At 38.9% G+C, this 16,396-nt stretch carries 18 protein-coding genes, 1 pseudogene and 1 other annotated feature; of the genes and pseudogenes, 15 read left to right on the plus strand and 4 right to left on the minus strand.

Annotated elements, in window-relative coordinates; all coding sequences use genetic code 11:
* Positions 1 to 57: 57 nt before the first annotated feature.
* From QFX10_RS05655 to QFX10_RS05720, 14 genes are all read left to right on the plus strand, one after another.
* Positions 58 to 723, plus strand: coding sequence for a class A sortase (locus tag QFX10_RS05655; protein ID WP_280605307.1), 666 nt, complete (start codon positions 58 to 60; stop codon positions 721 to 723).
* 70 nt (positions 724 to 793) lie between these two features.
* The gene (rpmG, locus tag QFX10_RS05660; RefSeq protein ID WP_280605308.1) at positions 794 to 943 is read left to right on the plus strand and encodes a 50S ribosomal protein L33; all 150 of its coding nucleotides are present in this window, start codon (positions 794 to 796) and stop codon (positions 941 to 943) included.
* Between the two features lie 181 nt (positions 944 to 1,124).
* Positions 1,125 to 1,292, plus strand: a complete 168-nt coding sequence (gene secE, locus QFX10_RS05665; protein ID WP_280605309.1) for a preprotein translocase subunit SecE — start codon at positions 1,125 to 1,127, stop codon at positions 1,290 to 1,292.
* A 129-nt stretch (positions 1,293 to 1,421) separates the two neighbouring features.
* Positions 1,422 to 1,973 carry a transcription termination/antitermination protein NusG gene (gene nusG, locus QFX10_RS05670; RefSeq protein WP_280605310.1) on the plus strand — a complete coding sequence of 184 codons (552 nt, stop codon included), beginning with the start codon at positions 1,422 to 1,424 and terminating at the stop codon, positions 1,971 to 1,973.
* Between the two features lie 52 nt (positions 1,974 to 2,025).
* Positions 2,026 to 2,904 (plus strand): alpha/beta fold hydrolase, encoded by an 879-nt coding sequence (locus tag QFX10_RS05675; RefSeq protein ID WP_280605311.1) that lies wholly within the window; start codon positions 2,026 to 2,028, stop codon positions 2,902 to 2,904.
* Positions 2,905 to 3,025: 121 nt separating this feature from the next.
* Positions 3,026 to 3,451, plus strand: a complete 426-nt coding sequence (rplK, locus tag QFX10_RS05680; protein WP_025088034.1) for a 50S ribosomal protein L11 — start codon at positions 3,026 to 3,028, stop codon at positions 3,449 to 3,451.
* Positions 3,452 to 3,552: 101 nt separating this feature from the next.
* Positions 3,553 to 4,245 carry a 50S ribosomal protein L1 gene (gene rplA, locus QFX10_RS05685; RefSeq protein WP_280605312.1) on the plus strand — a complete coding sequence of 231 codons (693 nt, stop codon included), beginning with the start codon at positions 3,553 to 3,555 and terminating at the stop codon, positions 4,243 to 4,245.
* A gap of 117 nt (positions 4,246 to 4,362) precedes the next feature.
* Positions 4,363 to 4,482: a sequence feature (ribosomal protein L10 leader region), on the plus strand.
* A 33-nt stretch (positions 4,483 to 4,515) separates the two neighbouring features.
* On the plus strand, positions 4,516 to 5,019 hold the full coding sequence (rplJ, locus tag QFX10_RS05690; RefSeq protein ID WP_280605313.1) for a 50S ribosomal protein L10: 504 nt from the start codon (positions 4,516 to 4,518) through the stop codon (positions 5,017 to 5,019).
* A gap of 62 nt (positions 5,020 to 5,081) precedes the next feature.
* Entirely contained in the window at positions 5,082 to 5,447 is a 366-nt protein-coding gene (gene rplL, locus QFX10_RS05695; RefSeq protein WP_004051402.1) for a 50S ribosomal protein L7/L12, read from the plus strand.
* 122 nt (positions 5,448 to 5,569) lie between these two features.
* A complete protein-coding gene (locus tag QFX10_RS05700; RefSeq protein ID WP_280607237.1) occupies positions 5,570 to 6,331 on the plus strand; it encodes a nuclear transport factor 2 family protein in 762 nt (253 codons plus the stop codon).
* 83 nt (positions 6,332 to 6,414) lie between these two features.
* Positions 6,415 to 7,068 carry an NAD(P)H-dependent oxidoreductase gene (locus QFX10_RS05705; RefSeq protein WP_280605314.1) on the plus strand — a complete coding sequence of 218 codons (654 nt, stop codon included), beginning with the start codon at positions 6,415 to 6,417 and terminating at the stop codon, positions 7,066 to 7,068.
* Between the two features lie 86 nt (positions 7,069 to 7,154).
* On the plus strand, positions 7,155 to 7,724 hold the full coding sequence (locus tag QFX10_RS05710) for a TMEM175 family protein (RefSeq protein WP_280605315.1): 570 nt from the start codon (positions 7,155 to 7,157) through the stop codon (positions 7,722 to 7,724).
* Positions 7,725 to 8,073: 349 nt separating this feature from the next.
* Entirely contained in the window at positions 8,074 to 10,659 is a 2,586-nt protein-coding gene (gene mprF / locus QFX10_RS05715) for a bifunctional lysylphosphatidylglycerol flippase/synthetase MprF (protein ID WP_280605316.1), read from the plus strand.
* Between the two features lie 100 nt (positions 10,660 to 10,759).
* Entirely contained in the window at positions 10,760 to 11,947 is a 1,188-nt protein-coding gene (locus QFX10_RS05720; protein WP_280605317.1) for an MFS transporter, read from the plus strand.
* Positions 11,948 to 11,986: 39 nt separating this feature from the next.
* Here QFX10_RS05720 and QFX10_RS05725 read toward each other — a convergent pair whose 3' ends face one another.
* Genes QFX10_RS05725 through QFX10_RS05735 form a run of 3 tightly spaced genes read right to left on the minus strand, consistent with a single transcriptional unit; the run spans position 11,987 to position 13,463 of the window.
* Positions 11,987 to 12,451: an RrF2 family transcriptional regulator gene (locus QFX10_RS05725; protein WP_280605318.1), complete on the minus strand. Its 465-nt coding sequence runs from the start codon at positions 12,449 to 12,451 to the stop codon at positions 11,987 to 11,989.
* 2 nt (positions 12,452 to 12,453) lie between these two features.
* The gene (locus tag QFX10_RS05730; protein ID WP_280605319.1) at positions 12,454 to 12,894 is read right to left on the minus strand and encodes an SRPBCC family protein; all 441 of its coding nucleotides are present in this window, start codon (positions 12,892 to 12,894) and stop codon (positions 12,454 to 12,456) included.
* Positions 12,891 to 13,463, minus strand: coding sequence for an NAD-dependent epimerase/dehydratase family protein (locus tag QFX10_RS05735; protein ID WP_280605320.1), 573 nt, complete (start codon positions 13,461 to 13,463; stop codon positions 12,891 to 12,893). Before QFX10_RS05735 ends, QFX10_RS05730 begins: the two co-directional genes overlap by 4 nt.
* A 134-nt stretch (positions 13,464 to 13,597) precedes the next feature.
* On the opposite strand from QFX10_RS05735, the gene QFX10_RS05740 reads away from it, so the two are divergent.
* Entirely contained in the window at positions 13,598 to 14,761 is a 1,164-nt protein-coding gene (locus tag QFX10_RS05740) for an MFS transporter (protein ID WP_280605321.1), read from the plus strand.
* Between the two features lie 53 nt (positions 14,762 to 14,814).
* Here QFX10_RS05740 and QFX10_RS05745 read toward each other — a convergent pair.
* A pseudogene (locus QFX10_RS05745) lies at positions 14,815 to 16,385 on the minus strand (IS3 family transposase).
* Positions 16,386 to 16,396: the final 11 nt, after the last annotated feature.

The raw sequence follows: 16,396 nt of genomic DNA on the forward strand, positions 1-16,396 counted from the left end.
ATTTTTAGGAAAGGATCCCATTTGAAAGTCATTCGGCTGGGATGATGTGATAGACCAATGAAAAAAATTTTAAGATATACTTTGATCGTGATCTTGTTAGTCGTTGGCCTTGCTTTGATCTTTAACCAACAGATCAAAAATGCTTTAGTCCAACATATGACAACTAGAGCGGTTGATACAACGATCGTGGCTAAAAAGAGTAAAGATGCAAAAGCTAATTTTGATTTTAAAAAGATCAAGGCTGTTGATAACCAGATGGTCGTAAGTGCTGCGACTGGTGAACAAAATGATACGATCGGAAAGATCGCGCTCCCAAGTGTCGGTTTGCGTTTGCCGATCTTTGAAGGCTTGAATAATGCTGATCTCGTGCGCGGAGCAGGGACGATGAAACAAGATCAAAAAATGGGTGAAGAAGGGAATTATGCCCTAGCAGGACACCATATGCAAGATGCAAGTTTATTATTTGGACCACTTGCTAAGGCTAAGGTGGGGGCTAAAATCTATTTGACAGACGGAAAAAAAGTTTATGTTTATAAGACGACGGTTAAAACAACAGTCAATAAAAGTGAAGTCCAATATATCTATGATGTCCCAGGAAAAAAGATGCTTACTTTAGTGACCTGTGCTTCAGGTGAGGATAATGAAGTCGATCGTACGATCATTCAAGCCGAATTAGTCGGAGTTGAAGAGGCAAATAAAACTAATTTGAAATATTTTGAATAGTAGCTAGTTTATTGACAGCTGTTACGATTATTGATAAAGTTGTAATGATAAAGACTAAGAGGTGGACTGAATGTCTAAGAAAAAAGTAGCCTTAGCTTGCTCAGAATGTGGCTCGCGTAATTACTCGATCGCTGAAAATGTTAATCGAGTAGAACGTTTAGAAGTTAAAAAATTCTGTAAATATTGTGGAAAGCATACGATCCATCGCGAAACGAAGTAGTTTAGAACGGATCAGTGTGATCGTCTAGGTGTTATCTTTAGCGAAAGAGATAAATGTGAGTTGAAGATAATGCGTTATAAAATAGATAAGAGTTAAGCATTAAGAAAGGAAAAACTATAGTTCTTTCTCAGATATAGCGGATAGCTACATCTGTTCACATTTGGTATAGGGGTGATCGAGCGTGAAATTCATTAAAAGTGTGATCCAAACGATGAAAGATACTACTTGGTTGAACGCGAAAGAAACAAGACGAGATACAACAACGGTTGTCGTCTTATCGTTAGCCTTTGCAGTATTTTTTGGAGTAGTTGATTATGCTGCCCAAGCATTGATCAACTTACTTGTTTAAAGGAAAAGACTGGAATTGCCAGTCTTTTTTTGTTACAATGTACTGTGGTCGAAACCTCTGAGAATACTCGGGGTTTTTTATTTTAGCTCGATTTTGATCGTCAGAGAAAGGAATTTAGGTAGAGATACGATGGCAGAATCATTTGAAAAGAAATGGTATGTGTTACACACATATGCTGGTTATGAAAATAAAGTCAAAACTAACTTAGAATCACGGGCTCAATCAATGGGAATGGAAGATCATATCTTCCGTGTCGTTGTACCTGAAGAAGAAAAGATCGAAACAACTAAGACAGGAAAGGAAAAAGTTGAGACTCTCAAAACTTTCCCTGGATATGTGTTAGTAGAAATGGTCATGACTGATCGTTCTTGGTATGTAGTCCGTAATACCCCAGGCGTTACGGGATTTGTAGGTTCACATGGTGCTGGAAGCAAGCCAGCGCCACTGTTAGATGAAGAGATCGAAGCGATCTTAAGCCAACTTGAAGGTAAAGAGCATCAAGCTGAACTTGATCTCGAAGTGGGCGATGCAGTAACGATCATCGATGGTGCCTTTGCGGAAATGGTTGGCAAGATCACTGAGATCGATAGTGAAAAGATGAAATTAAAAGTAACGATCGATATGTTTGGTCGAGAAACAACTGCTGAATTGAACTACGATCAAGTTGAACCGTTAGTCTAAGTGAAGAAAAAAGGATCGTGGGTACACGGTCTTTTTTCTTAGAGGTGATAAAATGGCGCAAAAACTCAAGCAACCGTTCAAAACGGTAAGTGTTGCATTAGGCGGACTTTTATTAGGAGCAGCGGTCGAATGGTATAAGTTAGGGCAACCAAGCAAGGCGCATAGTGTGACTTTAAAGAATCAGCTTCCAACGCTTTTTATCCACGGCTATGCAGGTAATCGGTTTTCATCTGGTTCAATGATCAAACGGTTTGAACGTTATGGTTGGGGGCAAAAAAGCACGGTGATCGTCATCAAAGCTGATGGCACGTTAAAGATCACAGGTGATCCTAACGTCCCGGGGGGCTTTATCCAAGTGTTATTTGATAATAATCGCATGTCAGTCATGCATCAGACAGACTGGCTCTGGCGTTTGATGAGTACACTCAAAAATGAATATAGTATCGAGCGCGTCAATATTCTTGCCCATTCCATGGGAGGCGTTACCGTTTTAAACTATTTAAGCAAATTTGGGATCTCAGATCGTGTCCCTCACGTAGAAAAAGTCGTGACGTTAGGGGTGCCTTTTAATGATCTTGAAGTCGGTAAAGATGGAAAAGAGATCGAATATCGTCCGTTGACGCCTAACGGACCAAGTGTGATGACTCCGCTTTTTAAAAGTATGCAAAAACATCGTTATATCATTTCACCGACGACTAAATTTTTGAATATTGCTGGTGATCTCAATAATGGAACGCGCTCAGATGGTTCAGTCTCGCTAGATTCTGTTTTGAGTTTGCGTTATTTACTCGTGAAGCAGGCTTACCGTGAGATCATCGTAACCGATGAAAAAGCAGGGCATTTCAAATTACATGAAAATCGGCTGATCGATGAAAAGATCGGATGCTTTTTATTTGGGAGCCAAGCTAAAAAAGCTTTTGAAAAAAGTTAGACAAAATATTGTTTTTAAGTAAAAAGCGTGTTATATTTTATAAGTATGCTTTTGCATATTGACGTGGGAGGTCAAATATGCTGACCATCCGTACCACACACGGAATAAGGAGGAATGACCCGTGGCAAAAAACGTAATCAACGTTGTTAAATTACAAATTCCTGCTGGTAAAGCAACTCCAGCTCCACCAGTAGGTCCTGCTTTAGGTCAAGCAGGTATCAACATCATGGGATTCACAAAAGAATTCAACGCTCGTACAGCTGACCAAGCTGGTATGATCATCCCTGTTGTTATCAGTGTTTACGAAGATCGTTCATTTGACTTCGTAACAAAGACACCACCTGCTGCAGTTTTACTTAAGAAAGCTGCTGGTGTAGAAAAAGGCTCCGGCGAACCTAACACAAACAAAGTTGCTACAGTTACAAAAGCACAAGTTAAGGAAATCGCTGAATCAAAAATGCAAGATCTAAACGCTGCAGACGTTGAAGCTGCTATGCGCATGATTGAAGGTACTGCACGAAGCATGGGCTTTGTTGTAGAAGACTAATTTCTACGGCCATGCTTCTCAGACGGACGCTTCTGTGAAAACAGATCCGTCAAGTGGGAGGTATATCCGATAGACCACATTTTGCAAGGAGGAACTCACTAATGGCTAAAAAGAAAAGCAAGAAATATTTAGAAGCTGCTAAAAAAGTCGAAGCAGACAAAGCTTACACAGCTAATGAAGCTGTTGCTTTAGTTAAAGAAATCGACTTTGCTAACTTTGATGCAACGATCGAAGTAGCATTCAACTTAAACTTAGATACAAAACAAGCAGACCAACAATTACGTGGTGCTTTAGTTTTACCAAACGGTACAGGTAAAGAACAAACAGTTGTTGTTTTTGCTAAAGGTCCTAAAGCTCAAGAAGCTAAGGATGCAGGTGCAGACGTTGTCGGTGACGATGACTTAGTTGCACGTATCCAAGATGGCTGGTTAGACTTTGACGTTGCGATCGCAACACCAGACATGATGGCTCAAGTTGGTCGTTTAGGTCGTGTTCTTGGACCTAAAGGCTTAATGCCAAACCCTAAGACAGGTACAGTTACAATGGACGTTAAGAAAGCTGTTTCTGACGCTAAGAGCGGTCAAGTAACATACCGTACAGACCGTGATGGTAACGTACACGTACCAGTTGGTAAAGTATCATTTGACGAAGCTGCTTTAGTTGGCAACTTCCAAGCTATCTATGATACGATCGCTAAATTACGTCCAGCTGCTGTTAAAGGAACATACATCAAACATGTTTCCTTAGCATCAACATTTGGCCCAAGTGTCACACTTGACGTAAACTCATTATAAGAATAAGTTTAGCGGATAAAAGTCATGGTCATCTGACCATGGCTTTTTTTGAAATTATTTTGGATTTTTTTCGTTGAGATACTTGACGTTTGTTTTATCTCGTGATAATATACTAAAGGTCAATATATGATTCTACCTAAGACTCAGGTGGCGCAAGCCTTAATATCCTGCCGAGGAGTAATTGTTACGGTTATTCTCTCTGTGTCTTGGTGGACATGGAGCTTTTTTATTTTAAAAGAGCTTCGACACAATGACTAGGAGGTGAATCAATTGAGTAAAGAAATTATCGCTAAGAAAGCTGCGATCGTAGAAGAAGTTGTCGAAAAATTCGAAAAAGCTAGTTCTGTTGTCGTAGTTGACTACCGTGGTTTAACAGTTGAAGAAGTTACTAACTTACGTAAAGAATTACGTGAAGCAGGTGTTGAAATGCGCGTTATCAAGAACACATACTTGAAGCGTGCTGCCGACAAAGCAGGTTACGAAGGTCTTGATGATACATTCTCAGGTCCTACAGCTGTTGCTTTTGCCGATGAAGATGTTACAGCTCCAGCTCGTATCTTATCTAAATTCGCAGAAGACCATGAAGCTTTGGAAATCAAGGGTGGTATGATCGAAGGCAAGGTCGTTTCCTTGGAAGAGATCCACGCTCTTGCAAAATTACCAAACCGCGAAGGCATGCTTTCAATGTTGCTTTCCGTATTGCAAGCACCAGTTCGCAACTTCGCATACGCTGTCAAGGCAGTTGCCGACAGCAAGGAAGACGACGCAGCTTAAGATGCGCGTCTTGATCGCATAAATATATAATTAATTATCTATATAAATTGGAGGATTTTAAAATGGCCTTAGATACAGAAAAGATCATTGCTGACTTAAAAGAAGCTAGCATTCTTGAATTAAACGACTTAGTAAAAGCTATCGAAGAAGAATTCGGTGTTTCTGCTGCTGCTCCAGTTGCAGCTGCAGGTGCTGCTGCAGGCGCTGCAGAAGAAAAGAGCGAATTTGATGTTGAATTAACAGATCCAGGTGCTGGTAAAGTTAAAGTTATCAAAGCTGTTAAGGATATCACAGGTCTTGGCTTGAAAGATGCTAAAGGCTTAGTTGATGGTGCTCCTTCCGTTATCAAAGAAGGCGTTGCTAAAGAAGAAGCAGAAGAAATCCAAGCTAAACTTGAAGAAGTTGGCGCTAAAGTTACTCTTAAATAAGAGTTTTTTAGACAGATCATCTGATCTTTTTACAAAAGGACTTGTCCATGCGACAAGTTCTTTTTTTTTGCTTAAAAATATGTTATGATTTTGAAAACGCTTTAAAGAAAGTGGGAGAAATGATGTCACAACAACTTGAAAATGCTAGAAATCTATATTTACGTGGGATCCGCGATGGGGAGATCAAGGAAGTCCAAGATAACTACATGGGAAAAAGTTATACCCAACATAGCACTGGCGTTAAAGATGAAAAAGAAGGTTTTGCAGAGTTCTTTACTGATTTTTTCAAGCGCAATCCGAAGCGTGAGATCGAGATCGTCAGGGAGTTTGAAGATGGAAATTTTGTTTTTCTACATGTTCATCAAAATTTAAATGATGGGCAGGCTCAGTGGGTCACAACAGATATTTTCCGCGCAGATGAAGCAGGTAAGATCGTTGAACACTGGGATGTTATCAAAGCTTATCCAGCTAAGATCACAGGACTTGATCCGATCTTTGGTGAATTTGAATTAAAAGATCTAGAGCAGACAGAAGCTAATAAAAAGCAAGTACGTCGCTTTTTAGTTGAGGTTTTACAAAATAAAGAGTTTGCTAAATTTGATGAATATGTCGCTAAAGATCTGATCCAACATACCCCAGCGATCGGTCAAGGGTCACAAGCTTACCAAGAGTATTTACAAAAAACAAATGCAGACTATGACTTTGTCTTTAAAGTTTTGGGCTGTGGCAATTATGTTGTTGCTTATTCTAAAGTTTGGCTCTCAGGGCGAGATTATGCTTATTTTGATATCTATCGCTTAGAAAATGGTAAGATCGTTGAACACTGGGATAATAAAGAAGTTATACCTGATAAACAAGAACTCACTAATCTAGGTAAATTTTAAGTAAGTTAAAAGACGTGCGATTTAAGGTGACGTCTTTTTTTGTGCTAAGATAGAGGATAAATAATAAGAATCGAGGCAAAAAAATGAATGCAGAAGAGATCTTAGCGCTCCAACACCGCCGCTTTGCGACAAAACGTTATGATAAAACAAAAAAGATCGTAAAAAAGGATTGGCAAGTGATCCTTGAAGCAGCCCGTTTAACACCTTCTTCTCTAGGTCTAGAGCCCTGGAAGATCTTGTTATTAGAAAATGAGACCCATAAAAAGGCGTTGTTTCCGATGGCATGGGGAGCGCAAGCAAGTTTAGAAGGTGCAAGCCACTTTGTCATTATTTTAGCTAAGAAAAACGTAACGTACGATAGTGATTATGTTAAACATATCAGTGAAACTGTTAAAGGGCATCCTTACGATAAAAATTCTAAATATGCACAAAAACTCAAGGATTATCTCGAAAACGATGCTGATTTGAATACGCCTCGCGCTTTATTTGATTGGGCAAGTAAGCAAACCTATCTTTTACTTGAAAATATGATGATGACAGCAGCGGCTTTAGATATCGATTCATGTCCGATCGAAGGTTTCAATTATGCCCAAGTTGAAAAATATTTAGCCACTCAAGGTCTTATCGATCTAGATGAATACGGTGTTTCAGTCATGGCAAGTTTTGGTTACCGTGACCAAGAGATCACGCCTAAGAAGCGACGCCCGTTAAGCGAGATCTACCAAGTTATCAAATAAAGAATTTTAGCTAAAGACATACGTCCCGATAAAATATCTATGCTACAATAGATTTGAGATCACAATATATAAGAGGGAAATTGATCGTGTCAAAAGAACGTTTAGTAGCTTTTACTGACGCTGTTATCGCGATCATTATGACGATCTTAGTTTTAGATCTAGAAAAACCATCACCGGTCACGTTAGAAAGTTTGTGGGAACTACGGACGAGTTTCTTTGCGTACGCTTTATCTTTCTTTTGGATCGGGATCATGTGGGTCAATATGCATACGGGATGGCATGACGTTAAAAAGATCGATAATAAAGTCGTTTGGAACACGATGTTTTTACTCTTCTTTTCATCTTTTTTCCCATATGTTACAAGTTTAGTTTCGCAAAATTTTTATAATGAAGTAGCCCAAGTCTTTTACGGTGTGATCATTTTAGCGGTGACGACTTTTAACACGTTGATGTATCGGTCATTAGCTGCGATCCCAGAAAACAAAGATGTTATGGCTGATTTTATGGCCGAACGCAAATGGGTCCCATACGATATTGCGATCAAGATCTTAGGTCTGATCGTAAGTATCACGATCTATCCACCAGCGGTAACTTATAGTATTTTATTTATCATGATCGGTTTTGGGATCTTATTTGGTCGTGGAAGACTAGCTTAGGTCAAAAAAGAGCACATCATTTGATGGGCTCTTTTTTTGGATCGGTGGTAAGGAACGCTAAGGTTTTGCTAGATATGTTATAATAAATTTTATGAATATTAAGGATCAGTCAGTAATTGAGCTCTTATTAAGAAATGCTTTTGACCAGAGAAAGATCCTAAAAATGTGTGATGGTCAAATGTTGTTTTAATATAATATAGTTCAGACTGTTATCCAACGTGTGGAAATTTGAGCTTACACGTTATAATCAAGCGAAGAAGTAAAATCAAGAAAGGAAAAACTATATTTCTTTCTCGAGTATACTTATTTGAGTATATTTACCCACATTTTATATAGCTGGTATCTGCTAATGAAGCAAATATTCCAACGGAGTAAAGACTTCGTTGAACGCCGCTTTACTTTTCTCAAATTGATCTTTGTCCTGTCGGTCTTGATCTTTGTTACTTTTGAAGTAGGGCGGATCTTTAAAGAAGTCGATTGGACGAAAGTCAAATACGGTTTAGAAGCCCAGTCGACATTAAGTATCGTTTCCATGCTCTTTTTAGGGATCGTTGCTGTTAGTCCGATGTTGATCTATGATTTTTCGATCGTCAAATTTCTACCAGACAAATATAGTAAGTGGTATATCATCCGAAGTGGGTGGATCACAAATACTGCCACCAATATTGCCGGGTTTGGTGGTTTTTTAGGCGCCGCTTTGCGAGCTGATTTTTATCATAAAAATGCGACTAAAAAACAAGTCGTTTATGCTCTCTCAAAGATCGCCCTCTTTTTATTAGCTGGGCTTTCGATCTATTGTTTAGTCTCGTTAGGCTTGATCTATTGGTTAGACTTAGGCGATCATCTCAAGCGTTATTGGATCTGGTTAGTAGCTGGGGGAGCGTATTTTCCGATCCTTTTTCTGACGACTAAGATCAAAAGTGGTGATTTTTTCAAAGATCTGACCTTGAAACGCGAGCTTGAACTAGTTTTAGGTTCGCTTTTAGAGTGGGGCTTTGCCGGGACATTTTTTGTTTTTATCGGACATGAACTAGGCATACATACAAATATTGCAGCTGTTTATGCTCTTTACTTTACAGGGTCGGTCTTAGGGATCGTTTCAATGGTCCCAGGTGGTCTAGGATCATTTGATGTTTTTATGATGCTTGGGCTCTTACCATTTGGGGTCACGACTGAACAAGCTGTGATCTGGTTATTGTTTTTCCGGCTATTTTATTACATCGTCCCATTTGCATTAGGGTTAACGGCTTTTATCCATTATGAAGGGGGGCAGGTCAACCAAAAACTCGACGGGATCCCTAAAGTTTTATTGCAAAAGATCTCGCATACTTTGATCACGCTGTTTATGTATGCTTCGGGGATCTTGCTTTTACTTGAAGCAGCGGTTCCAAATTGGGCTTATTCTAATTCAGTTTTAGCGCGACTATACCCATACACATTCTTATTTATCAATCAGATGACTGATATCATCTTTGCTTTTACTTTGATCGGGATGGCGCGGGGGATCCAAGCTAAAGTCGCCAAAGCCTACTATCCGACGCTTGTGATCTTATCGATCGGGATCATCAATACGCTCTGGCGGGTCTATACGCCAAGTTTAGCGCTCTTTTTGTGCTTGATTTTGATCATGGTCATTTTATCGCGAAAAGAGTTATATCGAAAACAGTTGCACTATTCGATCGGCAAATTGCTCGTCGATAGTTCGATCTTTGTTGTAACTTTCTTTCTTTATGCGATCGTTGGGATCATCAATTCTCCAAGCTATGTGCACCACCATCGGATCCCATCGGTCTTGTTATTTCCAGCCCAAGGTATTTGGTTGTCTGGCTTTATCGGACTTTTACTAGCTGCGATCGTCCTACTAGTCATTGTGACTTATCTTTGCAGTGGGAAAGATCCCTTTGAAACAAAGACTTTTGACAAACAAAAAGTTCAGCAAGTCATCGCTGAATTTGGTGGGAATGAAGTTAGTCACCTAGCCTTTTTACGAGATAAAGAGCTTTATTTCTATGAAGTCGATGCTAAGCCAGTCGTCTTTTTCATGTATCGCATCAAAACTGATAAGTTGATCATTATGGGAGAACCAGTCGGGGATCCGACTTATTTCCAAGCAGCTGTCAAAGATTTTATCCAAAAAGCTGACTTATATGACTATCAACTTGTCTTTTATGAGATCAATGAGCGCTTTACCATGATGCTCCATGAATTTGGATTTGATTTTATCAAGACTGGTGAAGAAGGGCTCGTTAAATTGAGTGACTTTACGTTACAAGGTAAAAAGCGTCGAGCTCAACGAGCTTTGATGAATAAATTTGACCGTGAAGGCTATGAGTTTTCTTTTATTGAACCGCCATTTACAACTGAGCAGATGCAAGAATTAAAAGCTGTTTCAGATAGTTGGTTAGGTAAGCAAGTTGAAAAAGGCTTTTCTCTAGGCTTTTTTGACGAAGAATATCTTAACGAAGCCCCGATCTGTATCGTTACAGATCAAGAACAAAAGATCGTAGCCTTTGCTTCGATGATGCCAATGCGAGAAAACGTCTTGTCGATCGACTTGATGCGCCATAGTAAAGATGCACCCTCTGGGATCATGGATAAGATCTTTATCAGCTTATTTGAATACGGTAAAGAACATGGCTATGAATATTTTGATATGGGGATGGCGCCGTTATCGAACGTGGGTGAATCGCGCTTTAGCTTTATCGGCGAACGCGTAGCACGCTATATTTATGAATATGGTGATCGCTTCTATGCTTTCCAAGGCTTGCGTTCGTATAAAAATAAATATGTCACAAAGTGGAATTCTAAATATACCGCTTATCGGAAGCGCAGTTCGCTAGTCGATGCAATGATCTTAGTTACCCTGACAGTCAACCAAAAGCATATCGAAAATAAGCCTAAGAAATTTACGCTCCTACCTTCATTTTTACAATAAACAAAAGCACTCTCGAATAATGCGGGAGTGCTTTTGTTTATATGCGCTATGTGGTATATTGAAAAAAATAAAAGGCACTTAAATGTGAAGGGGGAAAAGTATGCAACAGCTACAGAAAAACATCAAATTATTTTATTTAGCCAACGTTTTAACAACGATCGCTACTTCCTTGCCACATGCTGTTTTGACGGTATTATTATTTGCTAAAGGCCTATCTTTGACGCAGATCATGTTAGTGCAGGCCACTTATAATCTAGTTATTTTGCTCAGTGAATATCCTAGTGGCTTATTAGGTGATCTTTATTCTCGAAAAAAGCTTTTTTTAGGGGCCAAAGTTTTTTTTAGTGCGCTTTTTTTGTTAGTGTGGTTAGGAAATTCATTTGAAATGATGCTTTTAGCTTGGGCCTGCTATGGCTTAGCGATGGCTTTAGAGAGCGGGACAATAGATGCAGAATTGATAAATCAGCTTAAGCAACAGCAAATGCCAGTAACAAAATTTATCAGTAATACTAATAGGTTAGACTTTATCGGGCTACTTTTAGGTGGTGCTGTGGGTTCGTGGTTGTACTATTCGATCGGGATAAAGTTTTATCTAGTGAGTCTAGGCTTGACGATCGTTGCTTTTTTAGCGATCAAATATGGCTATCGCGAAGTACCAACTAGCGCTTCAGAAGAGCAAAGTTTAGGTCAAAGCTTATTTGAGCAAATGAAAACGGGAATAAATGAACTTAAAAGTTCAGAACAATTACGCTTGATGGTCGGTTTGACGATCGCCGGGCAATTTTTCTTTCAAGCTCATTATCAACTTTGGCAAGCTTTATTTTTAGTTCAAGGATTTAATAAAAAAGAATTTTATCTTTACTATGTTGTTTTTCAACTGATCAGTCTAGGTGCATATAGCGTACCACTAAAATTTGAAACTATCAGTTCTAAAAAATGGTATCTAGTCTTTACTTTTATCTTGCTCAGTAGCTGTATTCTTTTAGCTTTGACGACTAAATTGAACTTTTTATTATGTTACTTAGTCCTTGTTTTTATCTTTACCTTTTTTGAATATTTTAGCAATGTTATCTTTTCGCAAACAGTCTCACAAGACCACATCTCTTCATTGACCTCATTTCGTTCGAGTTGTGGGCGTTTGGCCGCCTTAGTTTCGCTTTTATTTTCTAGTTTATTACTTCACTTTTTGGCTGTTAAAATAGTCGTCATGTTAAACTTTGTTTTAGCGATAAGCACAAGTTTAGTTATCATCTTTATGACGCTAAAATCAAGGCATGAGGCACAGTAGATACTAAAAAGCACTCTCGAATTTCGGGAGTGCTTTTGTTTATTCAAGTCTTTTTTCCCAATCGATCACGCCTGTAGTATAGGCTTCTTTGTGTAAGAGACTTGCGAGTTTTAACTCATCTAAGCGCTCATAGAAGGCTTCTTCACCAGCGAGTAAAGTTTGTACGATCTTTTGCTCACTTTCTTTGATGTGTTCTGGTTCAGCAAACAAAGCTTTAGAAAGATGGCTGAACGTGATCGTTTTAGTTTGCTGGTCTAAAGCAAAATAGACATCTTTTAAACTGATCTGATCGATCGGCTTGGCTAATTGATAGCCACCTTGTTTACTAGCGCTAGCTTGAACAAGATCGGCATGCGAAAGTTTGGTCAAGATCTTTTTTAAATACGAATCAGAGACTTGCAAGTTTTGACTCAAAACCTGACTTTTAAGGGGACGGTGGTCTTTTTGGAGCGCTAATAATAAGAGGACATAGACGGCCTGTTCGACGCTTTTATTTAATTTCATAGTTACAAACTTCTTTCTAGAGCTTTTTTGCCTGCATCCAAGATCGTTTGGTAGAGTAGGCGGGCCATTTTACCGGCTAGATGGTCAAGGCGTTTTGAGCTAAAGGGTTTGACTGAAAGCTCGATCTGCCAAGTAACTTTTACTTGACCAAAACGAAGCTCAGTAAACATGATCCGAGTAAAATCTTGGCGCACCGGGGGAAATGAAGAAACGACGCGGTAGTCGATCTGTTGCTTGGAAACGACGGCTGTGATCTCTTCAAAATACCACCCAGCAAGCATAACGATATCACGTTTTGAGCCTGTTTGCCAGCGCTGTGAAGTGCGCCAAGAGGAGCGAAAAACGATCGGTGAAGCTTTAAAGTTCTCAGAACGGTAAAACCAAGCAAAAACTTCTGCTAAAGGAGCGTTGATCGTTTGGACAACTGTGACGGTCTCACTCATGATCTCACCAACTTATGCAATAATTCTTCAGTTACGTCATCAACATGGACTGGTTTGAATTTTTTAGAAAAGAGTCCAAAGCATTTTAATAGCGGAACAAATTTTGACATCGTATCGTTGCGATCATCTCCATAGACGATCGTTGGCGCTACGACTTCAGTCCTGATCAAGCTTTGGCGTAATTTAGTTGCGATCGCAGCTTTGCCTTTGACAAATGAACTTGGTCCTAAGATCCCGCCGATAAAGCCCATTGCTTTTGTTTGGTGAGTTTTGGCTAAAGTAAGCATCGTTTCAGCTGGCAGATCATTAACTTCTTTAAATTTGACAGGATCTTTTTCTGGCCGCCCCACGAGATCAACGATGTAATCGAGCTTGGCGGGTAAATATTTAGCGACTTGCTTGCTATCGGTGACATTTGCTGAAACGTTAATGATCCGGGGATCGGTGAGTTTATTTTTGCCTGAGCGCGAAACGACATAAAAAGTAGCATCTGGATCAGCTTTGAGCCAATGTTTGGTCAAATTACGTCCTAAGTAACCATTTCCCCCAAGTAAAACAACATTTGTCATATAACCATCCTTCTTTCTTACGATTATTTTTTATCTTAAGACAAAGATATATCGTAAGACGCTAAAAGTCAAATCGAAAAGATTTTATTTTGTAAAAAAATAAGCTATATTAGTCAAAAAAGGAGGGAAAGAAGATGAAACAGGGGAAAAATATCATACTTTATCACACCCTATCGAGTTTATATGCGCTTGGTCTCAGTCTTTGGGCGGGGACGATCTATCTTTATATGCATCAAGCTGGTTATAGCTATGGACAGATCAATTTATTTCTAGCTCTTTTTTGGTTAGTCACCTGTCTAACGGAGATCCCGTCAGGTTATTTGGCAGATCGCTTTGGCGCCTTGAAAATGACCTTTTATAGCGCTTTGTTTCGGGGGAGCGGGCTATTGCTCTTAGCCAGCGTGAGGCATGAGCTTATTATTTTAGTATTAAGTGCGTGTTTGACAGCACTTGGCGATTCGCTTTACTCGGGGACGTTGACTTCATGGATCGTAGAACAGACAAAAAACCAGAAGCTCGATCAAGGCAAATTATTCTCAAATAACTATGTCTTAGTTAGTGCAGTAAGCTTTGTTGGTGGATATTTTGGCGCCGATCTCTTAGGAAATATCGAACTGAAATTGCCACTGATCAGCGGGGCTGTGATCTTATTTTTAGTGGGGATCATCGCACTTTTTTGTAAAGATCGTGACCGTCTTGCTGACAAAAATAGCCCAAAGAAACTACCACATTTTACCTTTAAAGGGCTACTTTCCGAGCGAGAACTTTTGAAAACGATGGTCTTATTTTTACCACTGACGTTTATCACTGTTGGTCCGTATAATCAATGGCAGCTCTATTTTCAACACGGAAGAAAAGTCAAAACAGGTCTGATCTTAGTCGGGATCGATCTTTGTGGGATCTTAGGTGCAAGTCTCTTTCCCAAAGTCGCCAAACTAAAACTTTCGACTGAAAAATTGTTTTTAGCACACGTCTTAGTGATCGCTTTGAGTGTTTGCTTACTTGTTCTTAGTTCAAATTATTATTTAGCCGTAGCGTTTATGTGGCTTCATGTCGTTTTGTGTGCTTTAGCTGAGATCTTGCAGACGAAGATCTTACATGAACAGATCCACAATGAATTACGGACGACATGGATCTCAGTCAACAATACGTTAGAAGCGTTAGTTACCACAGCCGCGTTAGCTCTAAACGGCTTTATTGCTGATCGCTTTGGTCTAGGAAATGCGTGGCTTTTTTTGACATTACTTGGTTTCAGTGCCACCTTTATCTGGTACGGTTATCAAAAAAAGCATGCCTAAACAAAAAAACTTGATCTGAGACCCGTCAAGTGAACAACTAAATAATTAAAATTCTAGGCAGCCTGATTCCGGTATTCTTCTGGAGTCAGGCTGTTTAGTTTTATTTGGTAACGTTGGGTATTGTAGAACTTGATATAGTTTTCGATCATTTCTACAAGTTCTCCATATGTTTCACATTTTAGCCAATAATAACATTCTGTCTTGAAATGACTCCAAAAACTTTCCATTGGTGCGTTATCGATACATTTCCCCACTCGAGACATACTTCTTGTAACACCATGCCTTGAGGTCAACCGAAGATATTCCTTTGAAGTATATTGAAATCCACGATCACTGTGAAGAAGTAGATTAGCTTCATTTAAATGCGTGAATGCTTTTTCTAAAGTCTTCATGACAAGCCGATTATCATTTCTTTTACTAATTTCAAAACTTATGATAGATCCATCGTATAGATCTTTGATCGCACTTAAATAAGCTTTTTGTCCTAAGCCATATTCTAAATAAGTGACATCAGTCACCCACTTTTGATTAGGTCTAGTAGCGGAAAAATCACGACCTAAAGTATTTTCTTCGTAGTTTAAATGTTCTGAACGAGTACAACCTCGGCGTTTGCGACGAATTACTGAATATAAACCAAGGACTCTCATTAAGCGACGAATACGTTTGAAGTTATATTGTTTTTGATACTTTCGATTGATAAGAAGAGTCATTCTTCTAGAACCGTAAATTCCATTTAAAGCATGAAATTCTTTTTTTATGATCTCACTTAACCATTCATTTTCCAAAGTACATTGTGATTTTGGAGCAGTTAAATAACGATAATACCCTGAGCGCGATACATTTAAGATCGCACAAAGGATCCAGAGTTCAATTTGTGGAAACTCTTTAAGAACTTCCTGAATAGCTTTAAAACGCAGATTTTTAGGTATAAAGCTTATCTCCTCCTTTCGAGTTCGTCCAATTTTTTTAAAACGATATTTTCTGCTTCTAGATATTTATTACGTTCTTTCAAACGTAGGATCTCAAGCTTGAGACGCTCAGTTTCAGAAAGAGTCTTATAATCACGATCTTTAACTGTTTTACCACGATTATCGTATAATGCCTTTTCGCCATCTACTTCAAACTTTTTGACCCAATTATAGACTTGGGAATAAGAAACATTATATTTATCGATCGCTTTGTGATAATTCTTATTATTAGCAAGTGTATACTGAACTATTTCGAGCCGTTCCTTAAAAGTAGTTTTACGTCCATGTTTCATTCTATTACGACCTCCAATGGTAGCTTTAAAGCCTTTTCCATTAGTATACAAGTTGATCCATTTACGTAAAACCGAAACACTCGAAATATTGTATTTATCACAAATTTTCTTTGGTGAACGTCCATTTTCTAAATATTCTAGAACCGCAGTTGTTTTTAATTCAACTGAATATTCTTTCCAGGTTCTAGACTCTTTTAAGCCATCTAAACCGCCAGCTTTGTATTTTCTGATCCAATTATCAAATGTATTTTTAGAAATGGTATATTTCCGGCAGATAAAGTACTTACTATATTGTCCACTAAGATACTCGGAGACTGCCTGGTATCTTTCTTCAAGTGTATGTTTAGTAGTTCTTCTAGACATAAAAAATCCCC

The sequence above is a fragment of the Ligilactobacillus faecis genome (genome assembly GCF_029889745.1).
In the GTDB taxonomy this organism is placed as follows: Bacteria; Bacillota; Bacilli; order Lactobacillales; family Lactobacillaceae; genus Ligilactobacillus; species Ligilactobacillus faecis.

What these genes read in the sequence shown, in the direction of transcription:
- QFX10_RS05655 (WP_280605307.1), top strand. Translation starts at nt 58, where the DNA reads ATGAAAAAAATTTTAAGATATACTTTGATCGTGATCTTGTTAGTCGTT.
- rpmG (WP_280605308.1), top strand. Translation starts at nt 794, where the DNA reads ATGTCTAAGAAAAAAGTAGCCTTAGCTTGCTCAGAATGTGGCTCGCGT.
- nusG (WP_280605310.1), top strand. Translation starts at nt 1,422, where the DNA reads ATGGCAGAATCATTTGAAAAGAAATGGTATGTGTTACACACATATGCT.
- QFX10_RS05675 (WP_280605311.1), top strand. Translation starts at nt 2,026, where the DNA reads ATGGCGCAAAAACTCAAGCAACCGTTCAAAACGGTAAGTGTTGCATTA.
- rplA (WP_280605312.1), top strand. Translation starts at nt 3,553, where the DNA reads ATGGCTAAAAAGAAAAGCAAGAAATATTTAGAAGCTGCTAAAAAAGTC.
- rplL (WP_004051402.1), top strand. Translation starts at nt 5,082, where the DNA reads ATGGCCTTAGATACAGAAAAGATCATTGCTGACTTAAAAGAAGCTAGC.
- QFX10_RS05700 (WP_280607237.1), top strand. Translation starts at nt 5,570, where the DNA reads ATGTCACAACAACTTGAAAATGCTAGAAATCTATATTTACGTGGGATC.
- QFX10_RS05705 (WP_280605314.1), top strand. Translation starts at nt 6,415, where the DNA reads ATGAATGCAGAAGAGATCTTAGCGCTCCAACACCGCCGCTTTGCGACA.
- mprF (WP_280605316.1), top strand. Translation starts at nt 8,074, where the DNA reads ATGAAGCAAATATTCCAACGGAGTAAAGACTTCGTTGAACGCCGCTTT.
- QFX10_RS05720 (WP_280605317.1), top strand. Translation starts at nt 10,760, where the DNA reads ATGCAACAGCTACAGAAAAACATCAAATTATTTTATTTAGCCAACGTT.
- QFX10_RS05725 (WP_280605318.1), bottom strand. Translation starts at nt 12,451, where the DNA reads ATGAAATTAAATAAAAGCGTCGAACAGGCCGTCTATGTCCTCTTATTA.
- QFX10_RS05730 (WP_280605319.1), bottom strand. Translation starts at nt 12,894, where the DNA reads ATGAGTGAGACCGTCACAGTTGTCCAAACGATCAACGCTCCTTTAGCA.
- QFX10_RS05735 (WP_280605320.1), bottom strand. Translation starts at nt 13,463, where the DNA reads ATGACAAATGTTGTTTTACTTGGGGGAAATGGTTACTTAGGACGTAAT.
- QFX10_RS05740 (WP_280605321.1), top strand. Translation starts at nt 13,598, where the DNA reads ATGAAACAGGGGAAAAATATCATACTTTATCACACCCTATCGAGTTTA.